We start from the raw sequence: 21,867 nt of genomic DNA on the forward strand, positions 1-21,867 counted from the left end.
GTCGCTTGAGGGGCTATTTATAAGCCCTATCGCATTGATCGTTATCAATTCTCTCCCTCTTTCATAGCGTTACCTTCGCTGCAAATCCAGCAATGTCGATTTATCAGAGAGCCGTCAGGCTCCAAACAGGAGAAACCCGATGAGTAAATTCCTGGACCGGTTTCGCTACTTCAAACAGAAGGGTGAAACCTTTGCCGATGGGCATGGCCAGCTTCTAAAAACCAACCGGGACTGGGAGGATGGATACCGCCAGCGCTGGCAGCATGACAAAATTGTGCGCTCCACTCACGGGGTAAACTGCACCGGCTCATGCAGCTGGAAGATTTACGTTAAAAACGGTCTCGTCACCTGGGAAACCCAGCAGACCGACTATCCGCGTACTCGCCCGGATATGCCAAACCACGAGCCTCGCGGCTGCCCGCGTGGCGCCAGCTACTCCTGGTATCTCTACAGCGCCAACCGTCTGAAGTATCCGCTGATGCGCAAACGGCTGATGAAAATGTGGCGCGAAGCGAAAGCGCAGCATTCAGATCCGGTGCATGCCTGGGCGTCCATTATTGAAGACGCCGATAAAGCCAAAAGCTTCAAACAGGCGCGTGGGCGCGGCGGTTTCGTTCGTTCCTCCTGGCAGGAAGTGAATGAGCTGATCGCGGCTTCTAACGTCTACACCGTCAAAACCTACGGCCCGGACCGCGTGGCCGGCTTCTCGCCAATCCCGGCGATGTCGATGGTCTCCTATGCCTCCGGCGCGCGCTATCTGTCGCTGATTGGCGGCACCTGTCTCAGCTTCTATGACTGGTACTGCGATCTGCCGCCGGCCTCCCCGCAGACCTGGGGCGAGCAGACCGACGTCCCTGAATCAGCCGACTGGTATAACTCCAGCTACATTATCGCCTGGGGCTCCAACGTACCGCAGACCCGTACGCCGGACGCGCACTTCTTCACCGAAGTTCGCTATAAAGGCACCAAGACCGTGGCGATTACTCCGGACTACGCCGAGATCGCCAAGCTGTGCGACCTGTGGCTGGCGCCGAAGCAGGGCACCGATGCGGCGATGGCGCTGGCGATGGGCCACGTCATGCTCCGCGAATTCCACCTCGATAAACCGAGCCAGTATTTCACCGACTACGTTCGCCGTTACAGCGATATGCCGATGTTGGTGATGCTGGAAGAGCGAGACGGCTATTACGCCGCGGGCCGCATGCTGCGCGCGGCCGACCTGGTGGATGGTCTGGGCCAGGAAGAACATCCGGAATGGAAAACCGTCGCCTTTGATGAAAAAGGTGAAATGATGGCGCCGAACGGCTCTATCGGCTATCGCTGGGGTGAAAAAGGGAAATGGAACCTTGAGCAGCGTAACGGTACCACCGGCGAAGAGGTTGAACTGCGCCTGAGCCTGCTCGGCAGCCACGACGATGTGGCGCAGGTTGGCTTCCCGTACTTCGGCGGTGACGGCACCGAACACTTCGCCAGCGTTGAACTGGAAAACATTCTGCTGCACAAGCTGCCGGTGAAACGCCTGCAGCTGGCGGATGGCACCACCGCGCTGGTGACTACCGTCTACGATCTGACCATGGCCAACTACGGTCTGGATCGCGGCCTCAACGATGAAAACTGCGCAACCAGCTACGACGATCTTAAAGCGTATACCCCGGCGTGGGCTGAAAAAATTACCGGCGTCTCCCGCGCGCACATCATTCGTACCGCGCGTGAATTTGCCGATAACGCCGATAAGACCCACGGTCGTTCGATGATCATTGTCGGTGCCGGTCTGAACCACTGGTACCACCTCGATATGAATTATCGTGGTCTGATCAACATGCTGGTCTTCTGCGGCTGCGTCGGCCAGAGCGGCGGCGGTTGGGCGCACTACGTGGGCCAGGAAAAACTGCGTCCGCAGACCGGCTGGCAGCCGCTGGCGTTTGCACTCGACTGGCAGCGTCCGGCGCGTCACATGAACAGCACCTCTTACTTCTATAACCACTCCAGCCAGTGGCGTTATGAAACCGTCACCGCGCAGGAGCTGCTGTCGCCGCTGGCGGACAAGTCGCGCTACAGCGGCCACATGCTGGACTTCAACGTACGCGCGGAACGCATGGGCTGGTTACCGTCGGCGCCTCAGCTGGGCACCAACCCGCTGCGCATTGCCGATGCGGCGAAAAAAGCTGGCATGAGCGCGGTGGATTACACCGTTAAATCCCTGAAAGAAGGCTCGATTCGCTTTGCGGCGGAGCAGCCGGAAAACGGCAAAAACCATCCGCGCAACCTGTTTATCTGGCGTTCCAACCTGCTGGGCTCCTCCGGTAAAGGCCACGAGTACATGCTGAAGTACCTGCTGGGTACCGAGCACGGTATTCAGGGACTGGATCTGGGCAAGCAGGGCGGCGTGAAGCCGGAAGAGGTGGAGTGGCGGGATAACGGCCTCGACGGCAAACTGGATCTGGTGGTGACGCTGGACTTCCGTCTGTCGAGCACCTGTCTCTATTCTGACATCGTGCTGCCGACCGCCACCTGGTACGAAAAAGACGACATGAATACCTCGGATATGCATCCGTTTATTCACCCGCTGTCTGCCGCCGTCGACCCGGCCTGGGAATCGAAAAGCGATTGGGAAATCTACAAAGGCATCGCGAGGAAATTCTCCGAAGTCTGCGTCGGTCATCTGGGTAAAGAAACCGACGTGGTTACGCTGCCTATTCAGCACGACTCCGCCGCCGAACTGGCGCAGCCCCTGGACGTCAAGGACTGGAAAAAAGGCGAGTGCGACCTGATTCCCGGAAAAACCGCGCCGCATATCATTCCGGTTGAGCGCGACTACCCGGCAACCTATGAACGCTTCACCTCTATCGGTCCGCTGATGGAGAAAATCGGTAACGGGGGCAAAGGTATCGCCTGGAACACCCAGAGCGAAATGGACCTGCTGCGTAAGCTCAACTACACCAAGGCGGACGGCCCGGCAAAAGGCCAGCCGATGCTGGATACGGCGATTGACGCGGCAGAAATGATCCTCACGCTGGCGCCGGAAACCAATGGCCAGGTGGCGGTGAAAGCCTGGGCGGCGCTGAGCGAATTTACCGGTCGCGACCATACTCACCTGGCGCTCAACAAAGAAGACGAGAAGATCCGCTTCCGTGATATTCAGGCGCAGCCGCGCAAGATTATCTCCAGCCCGACCTGGTCTGGCCTGGAAGACGAGCATGTCTCCTACAACGCCGGTTATACCAACGTTCATGAGCTGATTCCGTGGCGTACGCTTTCTGGTCGCCAGTCCCTCTATCAGGATCATCAGTGGATGCGCGACTTCGGTGAAAGCCTGCTGGTGTACCGTCCGCCGATCGACACCCGCTCGGTGAAATCGGTGATGGGAGAGAAGTCCAACGGCAACCCGGAGAAGGCGCTGAACTTCCTCACGCCGCACCAGAAATGGGGCATTCACTCCACCTACAGCGACAACCTGCTGATGCTGACTTTAGGTCGCGGTGGGCCGGTCGTCTGGATGAGCGAAGAAGATGCCAAAGAGATTGGGGTTGAAGACAACGACTGGATTGAAGTTTTCAACAACAACGGCGCGCTGACCGCACGAGCGGTAGTGAGCCAGCGTGTGCCGGCCGGGATGACCATGATGTACCACGCGCAGGAACGTATCGTAAACCTGCCGGGGTCAGAAATTACCGGGCAGCGCGGCGGTATTCATAACTCGGTGACGCGTATTACGCCGAAACCGACCCATATGATCGGTGGCTATGCGCACCTGGCATATGGCTTTAACTACTATGGCACCGTCGGTTCTAACCGCGATGAGTTCGTAGTAGTCCGTAAGATGAAGAACATTAACTGGCTGGATGGCGAAGGCAATGACCAGGTACAGGAGAGCGTAAAATGAAAATTCGTTCACAAGTCGGCATGGTGCTGAATCTCGATAAATGCATCGGCTGTCATACCTGCTCAGTGACCTGCAAAAACGTCTGGACCAGCCGTGAAGGAACCGAGTACGCGTGGTTCAACAACGTTGAAACCAAGCCCGGTACCGGCTTCCCGACCAACTGGGAAGATCAGGAAAAATGGAAGGGCGGCTGGATCCGTAAGATCAACGGCAAGCTGGTGCCGCGCATGGGTAACAAAGCGCTGCTGCTGGGTAAAATCTTTGCTAACCCGCATCTGCCGGGTCTGGACGATTACTACGAGCCGTTTGATTTTGACTACCAGACGCTGCACAACGCGCCGGCAGACAGCAAGGCGCAGCCCATCGCGCGCCCGCGCTCGCTGATTACCGGTCAGCGGATGGACAAGATCGAGAAAGGCCCGAACTGGGAAGACGATCTGGGCGGTGAGTTCGAGAAGCTGTCGAAAGACAAAAACTTCGAGAACATGCAGAAAGCGATGTACGGCCAGTTCGAAAACACCTTCATGATGTATCTGCCGCGCCTGTGCGAGCACTGCCTCAACCCGGCGTGCGTGGCAACGTGCCCGAGCGGCGCTATCTACAAACGTGAAGAAGACGGCATTGTGCTGATCGATCAGGACAAATGCCGCGGCTGGCGGATGTGTATTACCGGCTGCCCGTACAAGAAGATCTACTTCAACTGGAAGAGCGGCAAATCCGAGAAATGTATCTTCTGCTACCCGCGTATTGAAGCGGGTCAGCCGACGGTCTGCTCTGAGACGTGCGTCGGGCGTATTCGTTACCTTGGCGTGCTGCTGTACGACGCGGATGCGATTGAGCAGGCGGCCAGCACCGAGAACGAGAAAGACCTGTACCAGCGTCAGCTGGACGTGTTCCTCGATCCGCACGATCCGAAAGTGATTGAGCAGGCGCAGAAAGACGGCATTCCGCTGAGCGTCATTGATGCGGCGCAAAAATCGCCGGTCTATAAAATGGCGATGGACTGGAAGCTGGCTCTGCCGCTGCACCCGGAATATCGCACGCTGCCGATGGTCTGGTATGTGCCGCCTCTGTCGCCGATCCAGTCCGCCGCCGATGCGGGGGAACTGGGCAGCAACGGCATCCTGCCGGATGTCGAAAGCCTGCGTATCCCGGTCCAGTATCTGGCCAACCTGCTGACCGCAGGCGATACCCAGCCGGTGCTGCTGGCGCTGAAACGCATGCTGGCGATGCGTCACTTCAAACGTACGGAAACCGTCGATGGGGTTATCGATACGCGGGCGCTGGAAGAGGTCGGGCTGACCGAAGCGCAGGCGCAGGAGATGTACCGCTATCTGGCGATTGCCAACTACGAAGACCGTTTCGTGGTGCCGAGCAGCCATCGTGAGCTGGCGCGCGAAGCCTTCCCGGAGAAAAACGGCTGTGGCTTTAGCTTCGGTGACGGCTGTCACGGGTCTGATTCGTCCTTCAACCTGTTCAACAGCCGCCGCATCGATGCCGTGGATGTGACCAGCAAAACGGAGCCGCACGCATGATCGAACTCGTGGTTGTTTCACGTCTGCTTGAGTACCCGGATGCGGACTTATGGCAGCATCAAAATGAACTCTTCGACGTTCTGGCTACGTCAGAGAAACTGGAAAAAGCGGATGCCCAGGCCCTGGGCGTCTTCCTGCGTGATTTAACCGCGCAGGATCTGCTGGATGCCCAGGCCGCCTACAGCGAACTGTTTGACCGGGGGCGCGCAACCTCGCTGCTGCTGTTTGAGCACGTGCACGGCGAATCTCGCGACCGCGGGCAGGCGATGGTCGATCTGCTGAACCAGTATGAGCAGCACGGTCTGGTGCTCGACAGCCGCGAGCTGCCCGATCATCTGCCGCTGTATCTGGAATATCTCGCGCAGCTGCCGGAGAGCGAAGCCATTGGCGGTCTGCAGGATATCGCGCCGATTCTGGCGCTGCTTTGCGCGCGTCTGCAGCAGCGTGAAAGCCGCTATGCCGTTCTGTTTGAACAGCTGCTGAAGCTGGCAAACAGTGCGCTAGATGAAGCGAAAGTTGCGGAAAAAATCGCTGATGAAGCGCGTGACGATACGCCGCAGGCGCTGGATGCCGTCTGGGAAGAAGAACAGGTGAAATTCTTTGCCGATCAAGGCTGCGGTGAGTCCGATATCGCCGCTCACCAGCGTCGTTTTGCCGGAGCCGTGGCCCCGCAATATTTGAATATCTCTAACGGAGGACAGCAATAATGCACTTCCTGAATATGTTCTTCTTTGACATCTATCCCTACATTGCCGGAGCGGTGTTCCTGATTGGGAGCTGGCTGCGCTACGATTACGGACAGTACACCTGGCGCGCCGCCTCCAGTCAGATGCTGGATCGCAAAGGGATGAATCTGGCGTCTAACCTGTTCCACATCGGGATTCTGGGGATTTTCGCCGGACACTTCCTTGGGATGCTGACGCCGCACTGGATGTATGAAGCGTGGCTGCCGCTGGAAGTGAAGCAGAAAATGGCGATGTTTGCCGGCGGCGCCTCCGGCGTGATGTGTCTGGTGGGGGGCGTGCTGTTGCTGAAACGTCGTCTGTTCAGCCCGCGCGTACGGGCAACCACGACCGGTGCCGATATTCTGGTGCTCTCCGTGCTGATTCTCCAGTGTGCGCTGGGCCTGCTGACTATTCCGTTCTCCGCCCAGCATATGGATGGCAGCGAAATGATGAAGCTGGTGAACTGGGCACAGTCCGTGGTGACGTTCCACGGCGGGGCGTCCGCACACCTGGACGGCGTCGCCTTTATTTTCCGTATGCACCTGGTGCTGGGGATGACGCTGTTCCTGCTGTTCCCGTTCTCCCGTCTGGTACATATCTGGAGCGTGCCGGTAGAATACCTGACGCGCAGATATCAGATAGTCCGCGCCCGCCGCTGATCGCCCGGTCCGGCAGAATTATACCCCGCTCTGGCGGGGTTTTTTGTGGCCAGACGCCAGCCTGTCGCCCCAGCCGAGATTATTTCCCGCCGCCGCAAACAGAATCAGCAGGCCTCCGACCAACTGCACCGGCGTCAGCGCATGATGGAAGAGTAGATAATCGACAACCATCGCCACAAGCGGATAGATAAAGGAGAGCGTACCGGTTATGGGCGTCGGCAGTTTCTGAATCGCGCTATAGAGCAACTGGTACATAATGCCGGTATGCACAATGCCCAGAATCAGCAGGTAATGCCAGGGGAACGCGGCGGTGAAATCGGGGGCGTGAACCAGCGGTAGCAGCATGATTGTCCCGACGATAACCTGAATAAAGGCGATATGCTGAGGCGGAAGCGGACGCAGCTTGCGGGCGATCATCGCAGTCAAGGCGTAGAAAAAGGCGGCGCCAAGGGCCAGCGCAATACCCGTAGCCAGCTGGCTACCATGAGCCTGCATCAGCTCGCTGGAGAGCAGGACGACCACGCCGAAAAAAGCCAACGTTAGCCAGCCCCATTTAATCAGCGTCACCCGCTCGCCTGTCAGCATTCCCATCAGTACCAGCATAAACGGCTGAGTGTTATACACCACGGTAGCCATGCCAATCGAAATTCGGGCGTAAGCGGCAAACAGCAGCAGCCAGTTAATGACCAGCGCGATGCCACCGAGGATCGCCAGCAGTAGCGTTAGCCGCGTGAGCTGGCTGAACGGCTGTCGGCTGAAAGAGATAAACCCCAGTAAGGTCAGGGCGCCAATCAGGCAACGCCAGAAGACCACATCGATAACCGGCAAGCCGGAGAGTAAAACGAAGGCGCCGATCGAACCCGAAATGATCATCGCCAGACTCATTTGCCAGACGCCCGTTACTGTATGTGCCATTTTTCTACCTCCGTGATGATGCCGATATTGTCGTTAATCTGCTGACAGGTTGACATGCATGATCTAAGGTAAAAGACGAGTATTGCTTTTATTTATCAGGTAAAACGAATGGAACACTTAATTGATAATATCGATCGCGCCATTCTGGCCTGTCTGGCAGAAGATGCGCGTGTATCGCTCAAGGTGTTGAGCGCGCGGGTGGGATTGACGTCACCCAGTACCGCAGAGCGGGTGAAGCGACTGGAGGAGCGCGGGGTGATTCAGGGATACGGCGCCCGGGTTAACCTTGCGGCGCTCGGTTATACCCTACAGGCGCTGGTTCGCGTCAGACCGCTACCGGGCTTGCTGCAGAAGGTCGATAAATATATCCAGGCAATGCCAGAATGCATTGAATGTGACAAGGTCACAGGCGAGGATTGCTTTGTGATGCGCCTGGTGGTGCGGGATATTGCGCAGCTTGATACCCTGCTGGATGGTCTGGCCGAGCATGCCCAGTGTAATACCTCGATAGTAAAAAGCTCGCCGGTAACCCGCCGTCTGCCGCCGATGTAACGTCACCTGAATAGCAGCATCAATGTGTTAACCGTTTCGCTTGATGCGGAGCTAATTCCCATACGGGCAGAATATAGTGCAAACGAGATGGGTATAACGAAGAAGTCGCAGGAAAGTGATGGTGGCGGGGGAAGGATTATTCGTCGCTTCGCGCCTCACCCTTCGGGTCGTTGCCTGCGGCAACGCTTTCTCGCTGCGCTCGAATCGAACCTGGTCGAAGCTTCTCATCCTTCCCTGCACGGGCAGAATATGGTGCAAACGAGAGGGATATAATGAATAAGTCACAGGAAATTGATGGTGGCGGGGGAAGGATTCGAACCTTCGAAGTCGATGACGGCAGATTTACAGTCTGCTCCCTTTGGCCGCTCGGGAACCCCGCCAGGGGTATGAACTACTTGAGCGTAATACTTTTGATGGTGGTTGAAGGATTATTTATCGCTTCGCGCCTCACCCTTCCCGATAAGTGCAAACCTCGCTAAGGCCTACCGGGGTTACCACGTTGCTGTGGTGAATAATGGTGGTGGGGGAAGGATTCGAACCTTCGAAGTCGATGACGGCAGATTTACAGTCTGCTCCCTTTGGCCGCTCGGGAACCCCACCACGGGGCAATGCTTAATACTGGCCTGCTTCCTTCTGGGGAAGCGGGGCGCATCATATCAAATGATGCGCCCCTGTAAAGCTTTCCGTTGATAAAATTAAACTGGTTGCCTGAAATTTACGCGTAAAGACGCAATGCTAACCAGTTCATTTCATTATCGATTAAAGAATAATCGTTCGGTTGCCGTAAACAAACACGCGCTGGGCCAGAACCTGATACAGCGCGCGGCTCAGCACATTCTTTTCCACATCGCGGCCCGCGCGCATCATATCTTCCGCCGTATAGGTGTGATCGACATGAATAACATCCTGCATAATGATCGGGCCTTCATCCAGGTTGTCATTAACGTAGTGGGCGGTAGCGCCGATGATCTTCACGCCGCGCTCATAGGCCTGATGATAAGGACGGGCGCCAATAAAGGCTGGCAGGAAGGAGTGATGAATGTTGATAATCTGGTTCGGGAAGCGGGAAACGAATTCCGGCGTCAGAACGCGCATATACTTCGCCAGCACCACATAATCCGGCGCGTAAGATTCAATGGCATCGCCCATCAGCTTGTCGTGTTCTTCGCGCGTCAGCCCTTCGTGACTGACCAGCTGGAACGGGATATCAAAACGTTCGACCAGCGAGCGCAGGGTTTCATGATTGCCGATGACGGCCGCAATCTCAACATCCAGGCCGCCATAGTTGGCTTTCATCAGCAGATCGCCCAGACAGTGCGCTTCTTTGGTGACCAGGATCACCACGCGACGGCGGCCGGCGGGCGTCAGTTCGCGTATAGAGCCTTCCGGCAGCGCGCTATCAAGGTCGGCGAGCAGAATGGCATCATTAAAAATACCTTCCAGTTCGGTACGCATAAAGAAGCGACCGGTACGGTGATCGACAAACTCGTTGTTCTGCACGATATTCAGCTCGTGCTTGTAACAAATATTCGTGATACGCGCGATGAGTCCTTTCTGGTCAGGGCAAATGGTGCGTAGTACTTTACGTTGTAATGAATGCATCGCGAGGAAAATCCTGTAGTGTTTGCTATTGCCGGCGCCAGCTTTACTGGCCGCAGCATTTTTTAAATTTTTTACCTGAACCGCAAGGGCAGGGGTCGTTACGACCAATCAGCGGTCGTGTGCCGTCGATATAATACCACCGTCCATTTTCTTTTAAGAATCTGGAACGTTCAATAATCGCGCCGGGGCGGTTATCGTCGTGATATCGCGCGATGAAACTGACGAAACCCTCGTCGGGGTGACGGCCTTCATCGGTAGCAAATACGGTTAAGCCTTGCCATTGCGTTTTAGCGAACCCCTTTTCCAGATCGTCCCGGAAGTGCTGCGGCTGGCAGGAAGGGTGCCAGGTGGCGATCAGGTAATCGGCATCCTTCATGACAAACGCGCTGTAGCGGGATCGCATCAGCTGTGAGGGATCCGGTGCGGGCAGCGAGCCGCTCAGATATCGCTGACAACATGAGCTATACTCCAGAGCGCTGCCACAAGGGCATAATGGCGACAAATCGGCCTCCATGGAAAAAGAATCACGGCGCATCGGCGCCAAAGTGTTTTATGTTAACTGAGCTGTGGCAATGATGCCATGCTCGGAGTGGAAGGAAGTATACCGGTCATAATGAGAAAGCTTAAAATTGGTCTGGCGTTAGGGGCGGGAGCTGCCCGCGGATGGTCGCATATCGGGACGATTAAAGCGCTACAGCGCGCGGGCATTGAAATTGATATCGTCGCAGGATGTTCAATCGGTGCGCTGGTGGGGGCCGCCTTTGCCTGCAACCGGCTTCCGGTCCTTGAGAAATGGGTCTCCTCTTTTAGCAACTGGGACGTGCTGCGATTGATGGATCTTTCCTGGCGTCGCGGTGGACTGCTGCGCGGTGAGCGCGTATTCAACCGCTTTCGACAGGTATTGCCCGTCTCCGATATTGAGCGCTGCGACCGTCGCTTTGCTGCGGTGGCGACTAATTTAAGCACCGGGCGCGAACTGTGGTTTACCGAGGGCGATCTGCACCAGGCCGTGCGCGCCTCCTGCAGCATGCCGGGCCTGATGTCACCGGTTATGCATAATGGCTACTGGCTGGTCGATGGCGCGGTGGTCAACCCCGTTCCGGTTTCCCTGGCGCGCGCGCTGGGGGCGGATATCGTGATTGCCGTCGACTTACAGCACGATGCGCACCTGATGCAGCAGGATTTGTGGTCAATTGAAAAACCTCAGCCTGAAGAAGACAAAGATTTTTCCTGGCATGCGAGGATTCGCGCGCGTCTGAGCGGAATGACCTCCCGCCGCGCGGCGACGCCAACGGCGATGGAGATTATGTCGACCTCTATTCAGGTGCTGGAAAATCGCCTGAAACGCAATCGTATGGCGGGCGATCCTCCCGATATTCTGCTACAGCCTTTTTGCCCACAAATATCCACGCTTGATTTTCATCGTGCCGGGGAGGCGATTGCTGCCGGACATCAGGCGGTTGAAAAGAAGATGGATGAGCTACTACCCTTGGTGCGCACCGCGGTGTGACGCCATTTAACCAGGACTTAAGTAAATTCTGACAGGCGATAGTGTGAATTGCATGCCACTATTTAACTATCGTCAGCCAGAGGAGAGATCATGACGCAGCCATTGGCGGGAAAACTGATTCTGATAGTTGAAGACGAAGCCGTTTTCCGCTCGCTCTTGCACTCCTGGCTAACCTCACTGGGCGCGACAACGGTTCAGGCGGGGGATGGCGTGGAAGCACTCCAGAAAATGGCCGAGTCCAAACCCGACCTGATGATTTGCGACATCTCTATGCCGCGAATGAATGGTCTTGAGCTGGTGGAGCAGCTGCGCAACCGGGGCGAAAAACTGCCGATTCTGATGATTTCGGCAACGGAAAATATGGCCGACATTGCCAAAGCGTTGCGCCTTGGCGTCCAGGATGTGTTGCTAAAGCCGGTAAAAGATTTCAACCGCCTGCGGGAAACGGTGTATGCCTGTCTGTATCCCAATATGTTCAACTCGCGGGTTGAGGAAGAAGAGCGGTTGTTTGAGGACTGGGATGCGCTGGTTAGCGACCCTACCGCAGCGTCAAGGCTACTGCAGGAGCTTCAGCCTCCCGTACAGCAAGAAATTTCGAAGTGCCGTATCCATTATCGTCAGCTGGTGTCGGCGGATAAACCCGGTCTGGTGCTCGATATTGCGCCATTATCGGAAAATGATCTGGCATTCTATTGTCTGGATGTCACACGAGCAGGAGATAATGGGGTGCTTGCGGCGCTGTTGCTGCGGGCTTTGTTTAATGGATTGCTTCAGGAGCAGCTGGCCCATCAGGGGCAGCGCCTGCCGGAAATGGGGAGCCTGTTAAAACAGGTTAACCAATTACTCCGTCAGGCCAATTTACCTGGGCAGTTTCCATTGCTGGTGGGTTATTACCATAGCGGTCTGAAAAATTTGATATTGGTATCCGCAGGTCTGAATGGCACACTCAATACCGGAGAACATCAAATTCAGATTAGCAATGGCGTTCCGTTAGGGACATTGGGTAACGCTTATCTCAACCAAATTAGCCAGCGCTGCGCATCATGGCAGTGCCAAATTTGGGGGGCCGGAGGGCGTTTGCGACTGATGTTGTCTGCGGAATGAACAATTACCGGTTTTTTTAAGCTGGTAGGATTACCGGGTAATCTTTTGCGGTGGTACTATCATTGCGTTTTATAAGTAAAGTCCTAATTCGAGGGAACACAAACCTTTTCAGACCAGGTTTGCCTGAGTGGACTGATATACTCGACACGTTATTATTAACGAAAAGTTTAAAAAACGAACAGTCCAGGAGATTTCAATGGCTGCCCTTAATTCTAAAGTAAGAAAAGCTGTTATCCCGGTTGCGGGATTAGGTACCAGGATGCTACCCGCCACCAAGGCTATTCCGAAAGAAATGCTGCCACTGGTAGATAAGCCTTTAATTCAGTACGTTGTTAACGAATGCATCGCAGCCGGAATTACTGAAATTGTTCTGGTGACCCATTCGTCTAAAAACTCTATCGAAAACCATTTCGATACCAGTTTTGAACTGGAAGCGATGCTGGAAAAACGTGTTAAACGTCAGCTTCTGGAAGAGGTTCAGTCTATTTGTCCGCCGCATGTCACCATTATGCAGGTCCGTCAGGGGCTGGCTAAAGGTCTGGGTCATGCGGTACTGTGCGCGCATCCGGTGGTGGGTGACGAGCCGGTCGCGGTTATTCTGCCAGACGTTATTCTGGATGAATTTGAGTCGGATCTTTCCCGTGATAACCTGGCCGAAATGATCGCCCGTTTTGATGAAACAGGATCCAGCCAGATTATGGTTGAGCCGGTTGCTGATGTTACCGCCTATGGCGTTGTCGACTGCAAAGGCGAATCCCTGCAGCCGGGCGAAAGCGTCCCGATGGTGGGTGTGGTTGAGAAGCCGAAAGCCGATGTGGCGCCGTCTAACCTTGCTGTCGTCGGTCGCTATGTGCTGAGCGCAGACATTTGGCCGCTGCTGGCAAAAACACCTCCGGGAGCCGGGGATGAAATCCAGCTGACCGATGCGATCGACATGCTGATCGAGAAAGAGACCGTTGAAGCCTATCATATGAAAGGTAAGAGCCACGACTGCGGTAATAAACTGGGCTATATGCAGGCGTTTGTGGAATATGGCGTGCGCCATAAATCCCTCGGTGCAGATTTTAAAGCCTGGCTGGAAAAAGCAGTAGCTAAGTAATCGTTTTCTGCTTAATGATAAACCGGGAGCGAATTTCGTTTCCCGGTTTTTTTATATCGCCGGGCGGCAGATAAAAAAAATCCCGCCGAAGCGGGATTTTTCAAATACAGATGCTCGATTACAGCAGGAAATCGTCCAGGGTTTTACCCTGCTCGTCCATGGCTTTTTTGATCACTGCCGGGGTGCGACCTTGACCTGTCCAGGTTTTGGTTTCGCCGTTTTCATCAACGTAGCTGTATTTAGCCGGACGCGCAGCGCGTTTAGCTTTAGTACCCGCTTTGACTGCCGCCATGGTGCTCAGCAGTTCGTTCGGGTCAATACCATCTGCAATCAGCATTTCACGGTATTGTTGCAGTTTACGAGTACGCTCTTCAATTTCTGCAGCTGCAGCGCTTTCTTCTTCGCGACGTTCGTTAACGACAACTTCTAATTTTTCCAGCATTTCTTCTAGCGTTTCAAGGGTGCATTCTCTTGCCTGCGCACGAAGAGTACGGATGTTGTTCAAAATTTTAAGTGCTTCGCTCATTGTAGTAATCTCAAACTTATATTGTGGGGTGGTTTGTTGGACTAATAATAGAGCGATATAATCGGATGTGCAATAGGGGAGAATGTAAGGAATTCAAAATTACTTGTTATTTGTCGCAGCAATTAATTAATTTAAGTTAAATTCTACGTGCGACTTCACATCTTTTTTGCTTATAGCCTGACCCGAATCCTGCGCTAAAACCCTGAGATAGTATGCTTTTCTCTGCTGGCCGGGAGTAAAATTATACTTTGCAGGGATAAATATCCCTCTTGAGTATTAGCGTATTAGTAACGGCAATCTTTAATATAATCTGGTGAGCAAAAAACGTTATAGCGGGTTGGCTCATGCTACGATTCGCACAAAAGGACAATCGCCGGGCGCCAGCCAGGGGGGCTGTACAAATTACCGGCACCTGCATTCAATTAAAAAAGCGTAATCTATCAGCAGGGGGGACGGACATAGCGTATGCCGCTATACCCATGCTGAAAGGGGGGATAGCACGGGAAAATATGCTACAATTTTGCCGCGATAAAACACACTGATTGGGGTGATGCAGCCGATGGCTCAACTTTATTTCTACTATTCTGCAATGAATGCAGGTAAGTCGACCGCTTTGTTACAGTCGTCATACAATTACCAAGAGCGTGGCATGCGTGCCCTGGTTTATACCGCCGAGATTGATGACCGCTTTGGTTCAGGTAAGGTCAGTTCAAGAATTGGTCTCTCCTCGCCAGCCCGCCTGTTTAACCCTCAGACCTCGCTCTTTAGCGATATTGCGGCCGAGCATGCGCAACAGCCTGTTCATTGTGTCCTGGTGGATGAGAGTCAGTTTCTGACCCGCGAGCAGGTACATGAATTGTCTGAAGTCGTCGATCGGCTGGATATTCCGGTGTTGTGTTACGGCCTGCGTACGGATTTCCGTGGCGAGTTGTTTATTGGCAGTCAGTATTTATTAGCGTGGTCCGATAAGCTGGTTGAATTAAAAACGATCTGCTTCTGCGGACGTAAAGCGAGCATGGTGCTGCGTCTCGATCAGGAAGGTCGGCCATATAATGAAGGCGAGCAGGTCGTGATTGGCGGGAATGAGCGCTATGTTTCCGTCTGCCGTAAACATTATAAAGAGGCGTTAAGTGAAGGCTCGCTGACCCGGGTGCAGAGTAAACATCGCCCCTGCTAATCGTCCACATCATTCCCCGCCCAGGCGCCTGTATGGCGCCTGCTGCGTCTCTTTACTGTGAACCGATGTCCTGACCTTTCCCCGGAACGGGTTATGCCTGGCACGCATGCTGCTGACGATTCTCCGCGACGGGCTTCTCCTGACCGGGTATCAACGGCATGAGGGCGTAATGAGCCTGACCAGGCTGCCGTGCCGCCGAAAACAAACCGCCAACAGCGTTAGCGTAGATATCCAGGTCGCAATGCGCGTCAGGAAAAAGCGTTTGCGATCGCTTATCCGGTCATGCTCTACCGGAATGAGATAAAAAAAAAGCCCCATCCGGAGATGGGGCTTTTACCAGCGTTATCAGAGTCGATTAAGCAGATTTCTTCGCTTTTTTATCGGCTTTTGGCGCTGCTGCGGTCTCTTTCTTCGCGGCAGTTTCACCTTCGCTGAACTCGTTACCGTAGAAGGTATCCAGCAGAATCTGTTTCAGCTCGGCAATCAGCGGATAGCGCGGGTTAGCGCCGGTGCACTGGTCATCGAATGCATCTTCAGACAGCTTGTCAACGTGGGCCAGGAAGTCAGCTTCCTGTACGCCGGCTTCACGGATAGACTTAGGAATACCCAGTTCAGCCTTCAGGCTTTCCAGCCATGCCAGCAGTTTTTCAATTTTCGCTGCGGTACGGTCGCCCGGTGCGCTCAGACCCAGGTGGTCCGCGATTTCAGCGTAGCGACGGCGTGCCTGCGGACGGTCGTACTGGCTGAATGCAGTCTGCTTGGTCGGGTTGTCATTCGCGTTGTAACGAATCACGTTACAAATCAGCAGGGCGTTAGCCAGGCCGTGCGGAATGTGGAACTGAGAACCCAGTTTGTGCGCCATGGAGTGACATACGCCGAGGAAGGCGTTAGCAAACGCGATACCGGCGATAGTTGCTGCACTGTGCACACGCTCACGTGCTACCGGGTTCTTAGAACCTTCGTGGTAGGACGCTGGCAGGTACTCTTTCAGCAGTTTCAGCGCCTGCAGAGCCTGGCCGTCGGAGAACTCAGATGCCAGTACGGAAACATAGGCTTCCAGGGCGTGAGTCACGGCGTCAAGACCACCGAAAGCACACAGGGACTTCGGCATATCCATCACGAGGTTAGCATCAACAATCGCGACGTCCGGAGTCAGCGCGTAGTCAGCCAGCGGATATTTCTGACCCGTTGCATCGTCGGTAACAACGGCGAATGGCGTAACTTCAGAACCGGTACCGGAAGTGGTGGTGACGGCGATCATCTTCGCTTTCACGCCCATTTTCGGGAACTTGTAGATACGTTTACGGATGTCCATAAAGCGCAGCGCCAGGTCTTCGAAGTGGGTTTCCGGATGTTCGTACATTACCCACATGATTTTCGCGGCATCCATCGGGGAACCACCGCCCAGGGCGATGATAACGTCCGGCTTGAAGGAGTTAGCCAGATCCGCACCTTTACGTACTACGCTCAGGGTCGGGTCAGCTTCAACTTCGAAGAAGACTTCAGTCTCAACGCCGGATGCCTTCAGCACGGAGGTGATCTGGTCTGCATAACCGTTGTTGAACAGGAAGCGGTCAGTCACAATCAGCGCGCGTTTGTGACCATCAGTAATCACTTCATCCAGTGCGATTGGCAGTGAGCCACGACGGAAGTAGATAGATTTCGGAAGTTTGTGCCACAACATGTTTTCAGCTCGCTTAGCAACGGTTTTCTTGTTGATCAGGTGTTTCGGACCAACGTTTTCAGAGATGGAGTTACCACCCCAGGAACCACAACCCAGAGTCAGGGAAGGCGCGAGTTTAAAGTTGTACAGGTCACCGATACCACCCTGAGAAGCCGGGGTGTTAATCAGGATACGTGCGGTTTTCATCATCTGGCCGAAGTAGGCAACGCGAGCCGGCTGGTTGTCCTGGTCGGTGTACAGGCAAGAGGTATGACCGATACCGCCCATCGCAACCAGTTTTTCAGCTTTATCAACAGCATCTTCGAAGTTCTTCGCGCGGTACATCGCCAGCGTCGGAGACAGTTTTTCGTGAGCAAACGGCTCGCTTTCATCAACGTCGGTCACTTCACCAATCAGAATCTTGGTGGTAGCCGGAACGGTGAAGCCTGCCAGTTCAGCAATTTTGTATGCCGGCTGACCTACGATTGCCGCGTTCAGTGCGCCATTTTTCAGGATGATGTCCTGAACGGCTTTCAGCTCTTTGCCCTGCAGCAGGTAGCCGCCGTGGCTGGCGAAACGCTCGCGAACGGCGTCATAGACAGAGTCAACAACAACGACTGACTGCTCAGACGCACAGATAACGCCGTTATCAAAGGTTTTAGACATCAGTACGGAAGCGACCGCGCGCTTAACGTCTGCAGTTTCATCAATAACAACCGGAGTGTTACCTGCACCCACGCCGATAGCCGGTTTACCGGAGCTATAGGCTGCTTTAACCATGCCTGGACCGCCGGTCGCGAGGATCAGGTTAATGTCAGGGTGATGCATCAGCGCGTTAGACAGCTCAACGGAAGGCTGGTCGATCCAACCGATCAGATCTTTCGGTGCGCCTGCAGCGATAGCGGCCTGCAGCACGATATCTGCCGCTTTGTTGGTCGCATCTTTCGCACGCGGATGTGGAGAGAAGATGATCGCGTTACGCGTCTTCAGGCTGATCAGTGATTTGAAGATTGCTGTGGAAGTCGGGTTAGTCGTCGGAACGATACCGCAGATAATACCGATAGGTTCGGCGATGGTGATAGTCCCGAAAGTGTCGTCTTCAGAGAGAACACCGCAGGTCTTTTCATCTTTATATGCGTTATAGATATATTCGGAAGCGAAGTGGTTTTTGATAACCTTGTCTTCGACAATGCCCATGCCAGATTCGGCTACGGCCATTTTTGCGAGAGGGATTCGAGCATCTGCGGCGGCCAAAGCGGCGGCACGGAAGATCTTATCAACTTGTTCTTGAGTGAAACTGGCATATTCACGCTGGGCTTTTTTTACGCGCTCTACGAGTGCGTTAAGTTCAGCGACATTAGTAACAGCCATAATGCTCTCCTGATAATGTTAAACTTTTTTAGTAAATCAGTAGCTCGATTCGACAGTATAGACAGGCTGTTAACAGCTTGCATCTAAATGTTAAGGTGCCGTTTCTGGCGCCGCTGGCTTCATTGATTTACTAAAGAAGCTTGATCTTTTTGATTCTCAGGTACCGCTATGCTGCACTCTTTTGGTGTCAACAAGGTTACTCACTTCTGAGTATAATTTACGTGATTTAGATCAAGTTTGCGCGAAGCTGACACCTTTCAGCAGTCTGTTTTTTGACCGGTCAAATCAAGTGTAATAATTGGTATGCAAACTAAGTGAATAAGTAACCGGGGGAAACAAATATATAACATGCCATTTTGTCGCCGCTATACGTATATTTGAGATGAATTATGCTGCTAAAAAGCGTATCTTCTGCGCGAATATTTTATGTGGCTAACTGTCAACAGCCATTTTTAATGATGCTGCGGAGCGCACTGTGACTCTACCGTTGTTTGATTTTTCAACCTACTTCAAGTTTTTCATCGGGTTATTTGCGCTGGTTAACCCGGTAGGCATCATCCCGGTCTTCATTAGTATGACCAGTTATCAGACGGCGGTGATCCGCAATAAGACCAACCTGACGGCGAATCTTTCGGTCGCCATCATTCTGCTGACGTCGCTGTTTCTCGGTGACTCGATTTTGCAAATTTTCGGCATCTCTATTGATTCATTCCGTATCGCCGGCGGGATCCTGGTCGTGACGATTGCGATGTCGATGATCAGCGGCAAACTCGGCGAGGACAAACAAAACAAGCAGGAAAAATCGGAAACCGCAATTCGTGAAAGTATTGGCGTCGTGCCGTTGGCGCTGCCGCTGATGGCAGGGCCGGGCGCAATCAGCTCGACTATCGTCTGGGGAACGCGCTACCACACGGTAACCTACCTTTTAGGGTTCTCCCTTGCCATTGCCCTGTTTGCCTTATGCTGCTGGGGGATTTTCCGCATGGCGCCATGGCTGGTGCGCCTGTTAGGGCAGACCGGCATCAACGTTATCACGCGTATTATGGGGCTGTTGCTGATGGCGCTGGGGATTGAGTTTATCGTCACCGGAATAAAAGCGCTGTTTCCCGGCCTGGTGAGTTAAACGCGCTTGCGCGATGCGGAGCCCAGCGCTCCGCGTTTGCTTCATTATTAGCAAAACATATCCATAAAGCGGAAAAGGCGGTACAAGATAGTTTTCTGTAATACCTTTAAATGTTCTTATTTATCAAATTGTTGTGCAAGTTATCGAACGTCTCCTCTCTTTTTATCCCCCCTCCGCCACTGTTATTTTCTTCACATCATTCTCTGGTGCTTGCCGTCGCATAATTGAAATGATATTAGTAATTTCATAACCGGGGCAGATGAATGTGCTAAATAATAACCGATTGTTAAATTTTCGTACAAAAATGCATCTTCGCGTGGTTCTAAGACACCCATAACGGGCTGTTGACAGTATCTGTATGAAAACTAAATTCTTTAATGATTTTCACGCCGAAAGACAGGGCAAGATAGCGGCGTAGAGAAAACCATAAAAGAGAATCCGGTAACATATTTGCAAATTGCATTGGCGGATGAGATGGCCTTTTGGTACTTTCCGCCGTGATCGCTAACTGAATAATACACGTAAATGAGAATTATTATTAAATAACTCATTACGGCTGAAAACGCCCCGCAACAGGGGATAAAAGAATCGACGCCAAGGTCGCCGTTTGAGCGGCCGTAATAAATAAGTCGGTGATAGCAAGCAGTAACGTCTGACAGCAGCATAAACTCCTGCACTGTACAGAATCCCGTAAGGGGAAAAAAACAGGCTGGTTAAATAGCCAGTAATTATAATGAATGGAGTAACAACACAATGACCATCATCACCAAAAAAAGTCTGGTAGCCGCGGGGATTTTGTCTGCGCTAATTACCGCGAATGTTGCCATGGCAGCGGATGTACCTGCAGGGGTGCAGCTGGCGGATAAACAATCGCTGGTACGTAATAACGGCGCAGAAGTGCAATCCCTGGACCCGCATAAAATTGAAGGCGTTCCGGAATCCAACATTAACCGCGATTTGTTTGAAGGGTTAGTGATTGGCGATATTCAAGGCCATCCGATCCCTGGGGCCGCAGAATCCTGGGATAATAAAGATTTTAAAGTCTGGACCTTCCATCTGCGCAAAGATGCCAAATGGTCCGATGGCACGCCGGTTACCGCGCAAGATTTCGTTTATAGCTGGCAGCGTCTGGCGGATCCGAAAACCGCTTCACCTTACGCAAGCTACCTGCAATATGGCCACCTGCTGAACGTTGATGACATTATCGCGGGCAAAAAGCCGATCACCGATCTGGGCGTCAAAGCGATTGATGATAAAACCTTCGAAGTGACGCTGAGCGAACCGGTTCCTTATTTCTATAAACTCCTCGTTCACCCATCCGTTTCTCCGGTGCCAAAAGCCGCTATCGAAAAATACGGCGAGAAATGGACCCAGCCTGCCAATATCGTGACCAACGGCGCTTATAAGCTGAAAGACTGGGTCGTTAACGAACGTATTGTGCTTGAGCGCAATCCGCAATACTGGGATAACGCGAAGACCGTCATTAATCAGGTGACCTACCTGCCGATTTCTTCCGAAGTGACCGACGTTAACCGCTACCGCAGCGGCGAAATCGACATGACCTATAACAACATGCCGATTGAACTGTTCCAGAAGCTGAAAAAAGAGATCCCGCAAGAAGTCCATGTTGACCCGTATCTCTGCACCTATTACTACGAAATTAATAACCAGAAAGCACCGTTTACCGACGCCCGCGTTCGTACCGCGCTGAAAATGGCGCTGGATCGCGATATTATCGTTAATAAAGTGAAGAATCAGGGCGACCTGCCGGCCTATAGCTATACACCGCCGTATACCGATGGCATGAAGGTTGTCAAACCAGAGTGGTTTACCTGGTCTCAGGACAAGCGTAACGAAGAAGCGAAAAAACTGCTGGCGGAAGCCGGATATACCGCCGATAAACCGCTGACCTTTAATTTACTGTATAACACTTCCGATCTGCATAAAAAACTGGCTATTGCCGTGGCGTCCATCTGGAAGAAAAACCTGGGTGCTAACGTCAAGCTGGAAAATCAGGAATGGAAAACCTTCCTCGATAATCGTCATCAGGGGACCTTCGACGTGGCGCGTGCCGGCTGGTGTGCGGATTACAACGAACCGACCTCATTCCTGAATACGATGCTGAGCGACAGCTCAAATAACACCTCTCATTATAAGAGCCCGGCTTTCGATAAAATCATCGCCGAAACATTACAAACGAATGATGACGCGAAGCGTGCCGATCTGTATGCGCAAGCAGAACAGCAGCTCGATAAAGATTCTGTGATCGTGCCGGTCTTCTATTACGTCAACGCCCGTCTGGTTAAACCGTGGGTGGGTGGCTATACCGGTAAAGACCCGTTAGATAATATCTACGTTAAAAACCTTTATATTATCAAACATTAATGGCAATACGTGGGGCAGGCGACGCTTGCCCCACCGTG

The 21,867-nt window shown here is 53.3% G+C and carries 16 protein-coding genes, 2 tRNA genes and 1 other RNA gene; 11 read left to right on the top strand and 8 right to left on the bottom strand.

From position 1 onward, the window contains the following. Positions 1 to 139: 139 nt before the first annotated feature. The 4 genes from DSD31_RS10295 to narI are packed head-to-tail and all read left to right on the top strand — an operon-like array spanning position 140 to position 6,802. Positions 140 to 3,883: a nitrate reductase subunit alpha gene (locus DSD31_RS10295; RefSeq protein WP_032717155.1), complete on the top strand. Its 3,744-nt coding sequence runs from the start codon at positions 140 to 142 to the stop codon at positions 3,881 to 3,883. Then, on the top strand, positions 3,880 to 5,418 hold the full coding sequence (gene narH / locus DSD31_RS10300; RefSeq protein WP_015584094.1) for a nitrate reductase subunit beta: 1,539 nt from the start codon (positions 3,880 to 3,882) through the stop codon (positions 5,416 to 5,418). The genes DSD31_RS10295 and narH overlap by 4 nt, the downstream gene beginning before the upstream one ends. Continuing rightward, positions 5,415 to 6,125, top strand: a complete 711-nt coding sequence (gene narJ / locus DSD31_RS10305) for a nitrate reductase molybdenum cofactor assembly chaperone (protein ID WP_004863449.1) — start codon at positions 5,415 to 5,417, stop codon at positions 6,123 to 6,125. The genes narH and narJ overlap by 4 nt, the downstream gene beginning before the upstream one ends. Continuing rightward, positions 6,125 to 6,802, top strand: coding sequence for a respiratory nitrate reductase subunit gamma (narI, locus tag DSD31_RS10310; RefSeq protein ID WP_004863445.1), 678 nt, complete (start codon positions 6,125 to 6,127; stop codon positions 6,800 to 6,802). Before narJ ends, narI begins: the two co-directional genes overlap by 1 nt. 18 nt (positions 6,803 to 6,820) lie before the next feature. On the opposite strand, the gene DSD31_RS10315 is transcribed toward narI, so the two are convergent. Further along, positions 6,821 to 7,717, bottom strand: coding sequence for a DMT family transporter (locus tag DSD31_RS10315; RefSeq protein ID WP_004863441.1), 897 nt, complete (start codon positions 7,715 to 7,717; stop codon positions 6,821 to 6,823). A gap of 108 nt (positions 7,718 to 7,825) precedes the next feature. Here DSD31_RS10315 and DSD31_RS10320 point away from each other — a divergent pair, with 108 nt between their 5' ends. Continuing rightward, positions 7,826 to 8,269 carry an Lrp/AsnC family transcriptional regulator gene (locus tag DSD31_RS10320; RefSeq protein ID WP_044350989.1) on the top strand — a complete coding sequence of 148 codons (444 nt, stop codon included), beginning with the start codon at positions 7,826 to 7,828 and terminating at the stop codon, positions 8,267 to 8,269. Between the two features lie 119 nt (positions 8,270 to 8,388). On the opposite strand, the gene DSD31_RS10325 is transcribed toward DSD31_RS10320, so the two are convergent. The 5 genes from DSD31_RS10325 to DSD31_RS10345 form a co-directional block, all read right to left on the bottom strand. Then, positions 8,389 to 8,518, bottom strand: a non-coding RNA gene (locus tag DSD31_RS10325) — RtT sRNA. 46 nt (positions 8,519 to 8,564) lie between these two features. Beyond that, positions 8,565 to 8,649 (bottom strand) — tRNA-Tyr (locus DSD31_RS10330). 135 nt (positions 8,650 to 8,784) lie between these two features. Beyond that, a tRNA-Tyr gene (locus DSD31_RS10335) sits at positions 8,785 to 8,869 on the bottom strand. Between the two features lie 159 nt (positions 8,870 to 9,028). Then, positions 9,029 to 9,871 (bottom strand): formyltetrahydrofolate deformylase, encoded by an 843-nt coding sequence (gene purU / locus DSD31_RS10340; protein ID WP_004863432.1) that lies wholly within the window; start codon positions 9,869 to 9,871, stop codon positions 9,029 to 9,031. A gap of 43 nt (positions 9,872 to 9,914) precedes the next feature. Continuing rightward, the gene (locus tag DSD31_RS10345; RefSeq protein WP_032716493.1) at positions 9,915 to 10,373 is read right to left on the bottom strand and encodes a YchJ family protein; all 459 of its coding nucleotides are present in this window, start codon (positions 10,371 to 10,373) and stop codon (positions 9,915 to 9,917) included. A gap of 111 nt (positions 10,374 to 10,484) precedes the next feature. On the opposite strand from DSD31_RS10345, the gene rssA reads away from it, so the two are divergent. The 3 genes from rssA to galU all read left to right on the top strand — a co-directional run bounded on the left by rssA (position 10,485) and on the right by galU (position 13,584). Further along, positions 10,485 to 11,381 carry a patatin-like phospholipase RssA gene (gene rssA / locus DSD31_RS10350; RefSeq protein ID WP_004863428.1) on the top strand — a complete coding sequence of 299 codons (897 nt, stop codon included), beginning with the start codon at positions 10,485 to 10,487 and terminating at the stop codon, positions 11,379 to 11,381. 90 nt (positions 11,382 to 11,471) lie between these two features. Then, the gene (gene rssB, locus DSD31_RS10355; protein WP_004863426.1) at positions 11,472 to 12,485 is read left to right on the top strand and encodes a two-component system response regulator RssB; all 1,014 of its coding nucleotides are present in this window, start codon (positions 11,472 to 11,474) and stop codon (positions 12,483 to 12,485) included. Between the two features lie 196 nt (positions 12,486 to 12,681). Next, entirely contained in the window at positions 12,682 to 13,584 is a 903-nt protein-coding gene (gene galU, locus DSD31_RS10360) for a UTP--glucose-1-phosphate uridylyltransferase GalU (protein ID WP_004863423.1), read from the top strand. Positions 13,585 to 13,702: 118 nt separating this feature from the next. Here galU and hns read toward each other — a convergent pair whose 3' ends face one another. Then, positions 13,703 to 14,110: a histone-like nucleoid-structuring protein H-NS gene (hns, locus tag DSD31_RS10365; RefSeq protein ID WP_004863421.1), complete on the bottom strand. Its 408-nt coding sequence runs from the start codon at positions 14,108 to 14,110 to the stop codon at positions 13,703 to 13,705. Positions 14,111 to 14,669: 559 nt separating this feature from the next. On the opposite strand from hns, the gene tdk reads away from it, so the two are divergent. Then, positions 14,670 to 15,287 carry a thymidine kinase gene (tdk, locus tag DSD31_RS10370; protein ID WP_015584099.1) on the top strand — a complete coding sequence of 206 codons (618 nt, stop codon included), beginning with the start codon at positions 14,670 to 14,672 and terminating at the stop codon, positions 15,285 to 15,287. Positions 15,288 to 15,642: 355 nt separating this feature from the next. Here tdk and adhE read toward each other — a convergent pair whose 3' ends face one another. Further along, on the bottom strand, positions 15,643 to 18,321 hold the full coding sequence (gene adhE, locus DSD31_RS10375; RefSeq protein ID WP_004863415.1) for a bifunctional acetaldehyde-CoA/alcohol dehydrogenase: 2,679 nt from the start codon (positions 18,319 to 18,321) through the stop codon (positions 15,643 to 15,645). Between the two features lie 475 nt (positions 18,322 to 18,796). Here adhE and DSD31_RS10385 point away from each other — a divergent pair, with 475 nt between their 5' ends. Together DSD31_RS10385 and oppA are read left to right on the top strand one after the other, a co-directional pair. Beyond that, on the top strand, positions 18,797 to 19,444 hold the full coding sequence (locus DSD31_RS10385; RefSeq protein WP_004863410.1) for a YchE family NAAT transporter: 648 nt from the start codon (positions 18,797 to 18,799) through the stop codon (positions 19,442 to 19,444). Positions 19,445 to 20,197: 753 nt separating this feature from the next. Beyond that, positions 20,198 to 21,829 (top strand): oligopeptide ABC transporter substrate-binding protein OppA, encoded by a 1,632-nt coding sequence (oppA, locus tag DSD31_RS10390; protein ID WP_004863408.1) that lies wholly within the window; start codon positions 20,198 to 20,200, stop codon positions 21,827 to 21,829. The last annotated feature ends 38 nt before the right edge of the window (positions 21,830 to 21,867 follow it).

Origin of the sequence: Klebsiella sp. X13 (genome assembly GCF_003323835.1) — a bacterium.
GTDB lineage: Bacteria > Pseudomonadota > Gammaproteobacteria > Enterobacterales > Enterobacteriaceae > Klebsiella > Klebsiella ornithinolytica.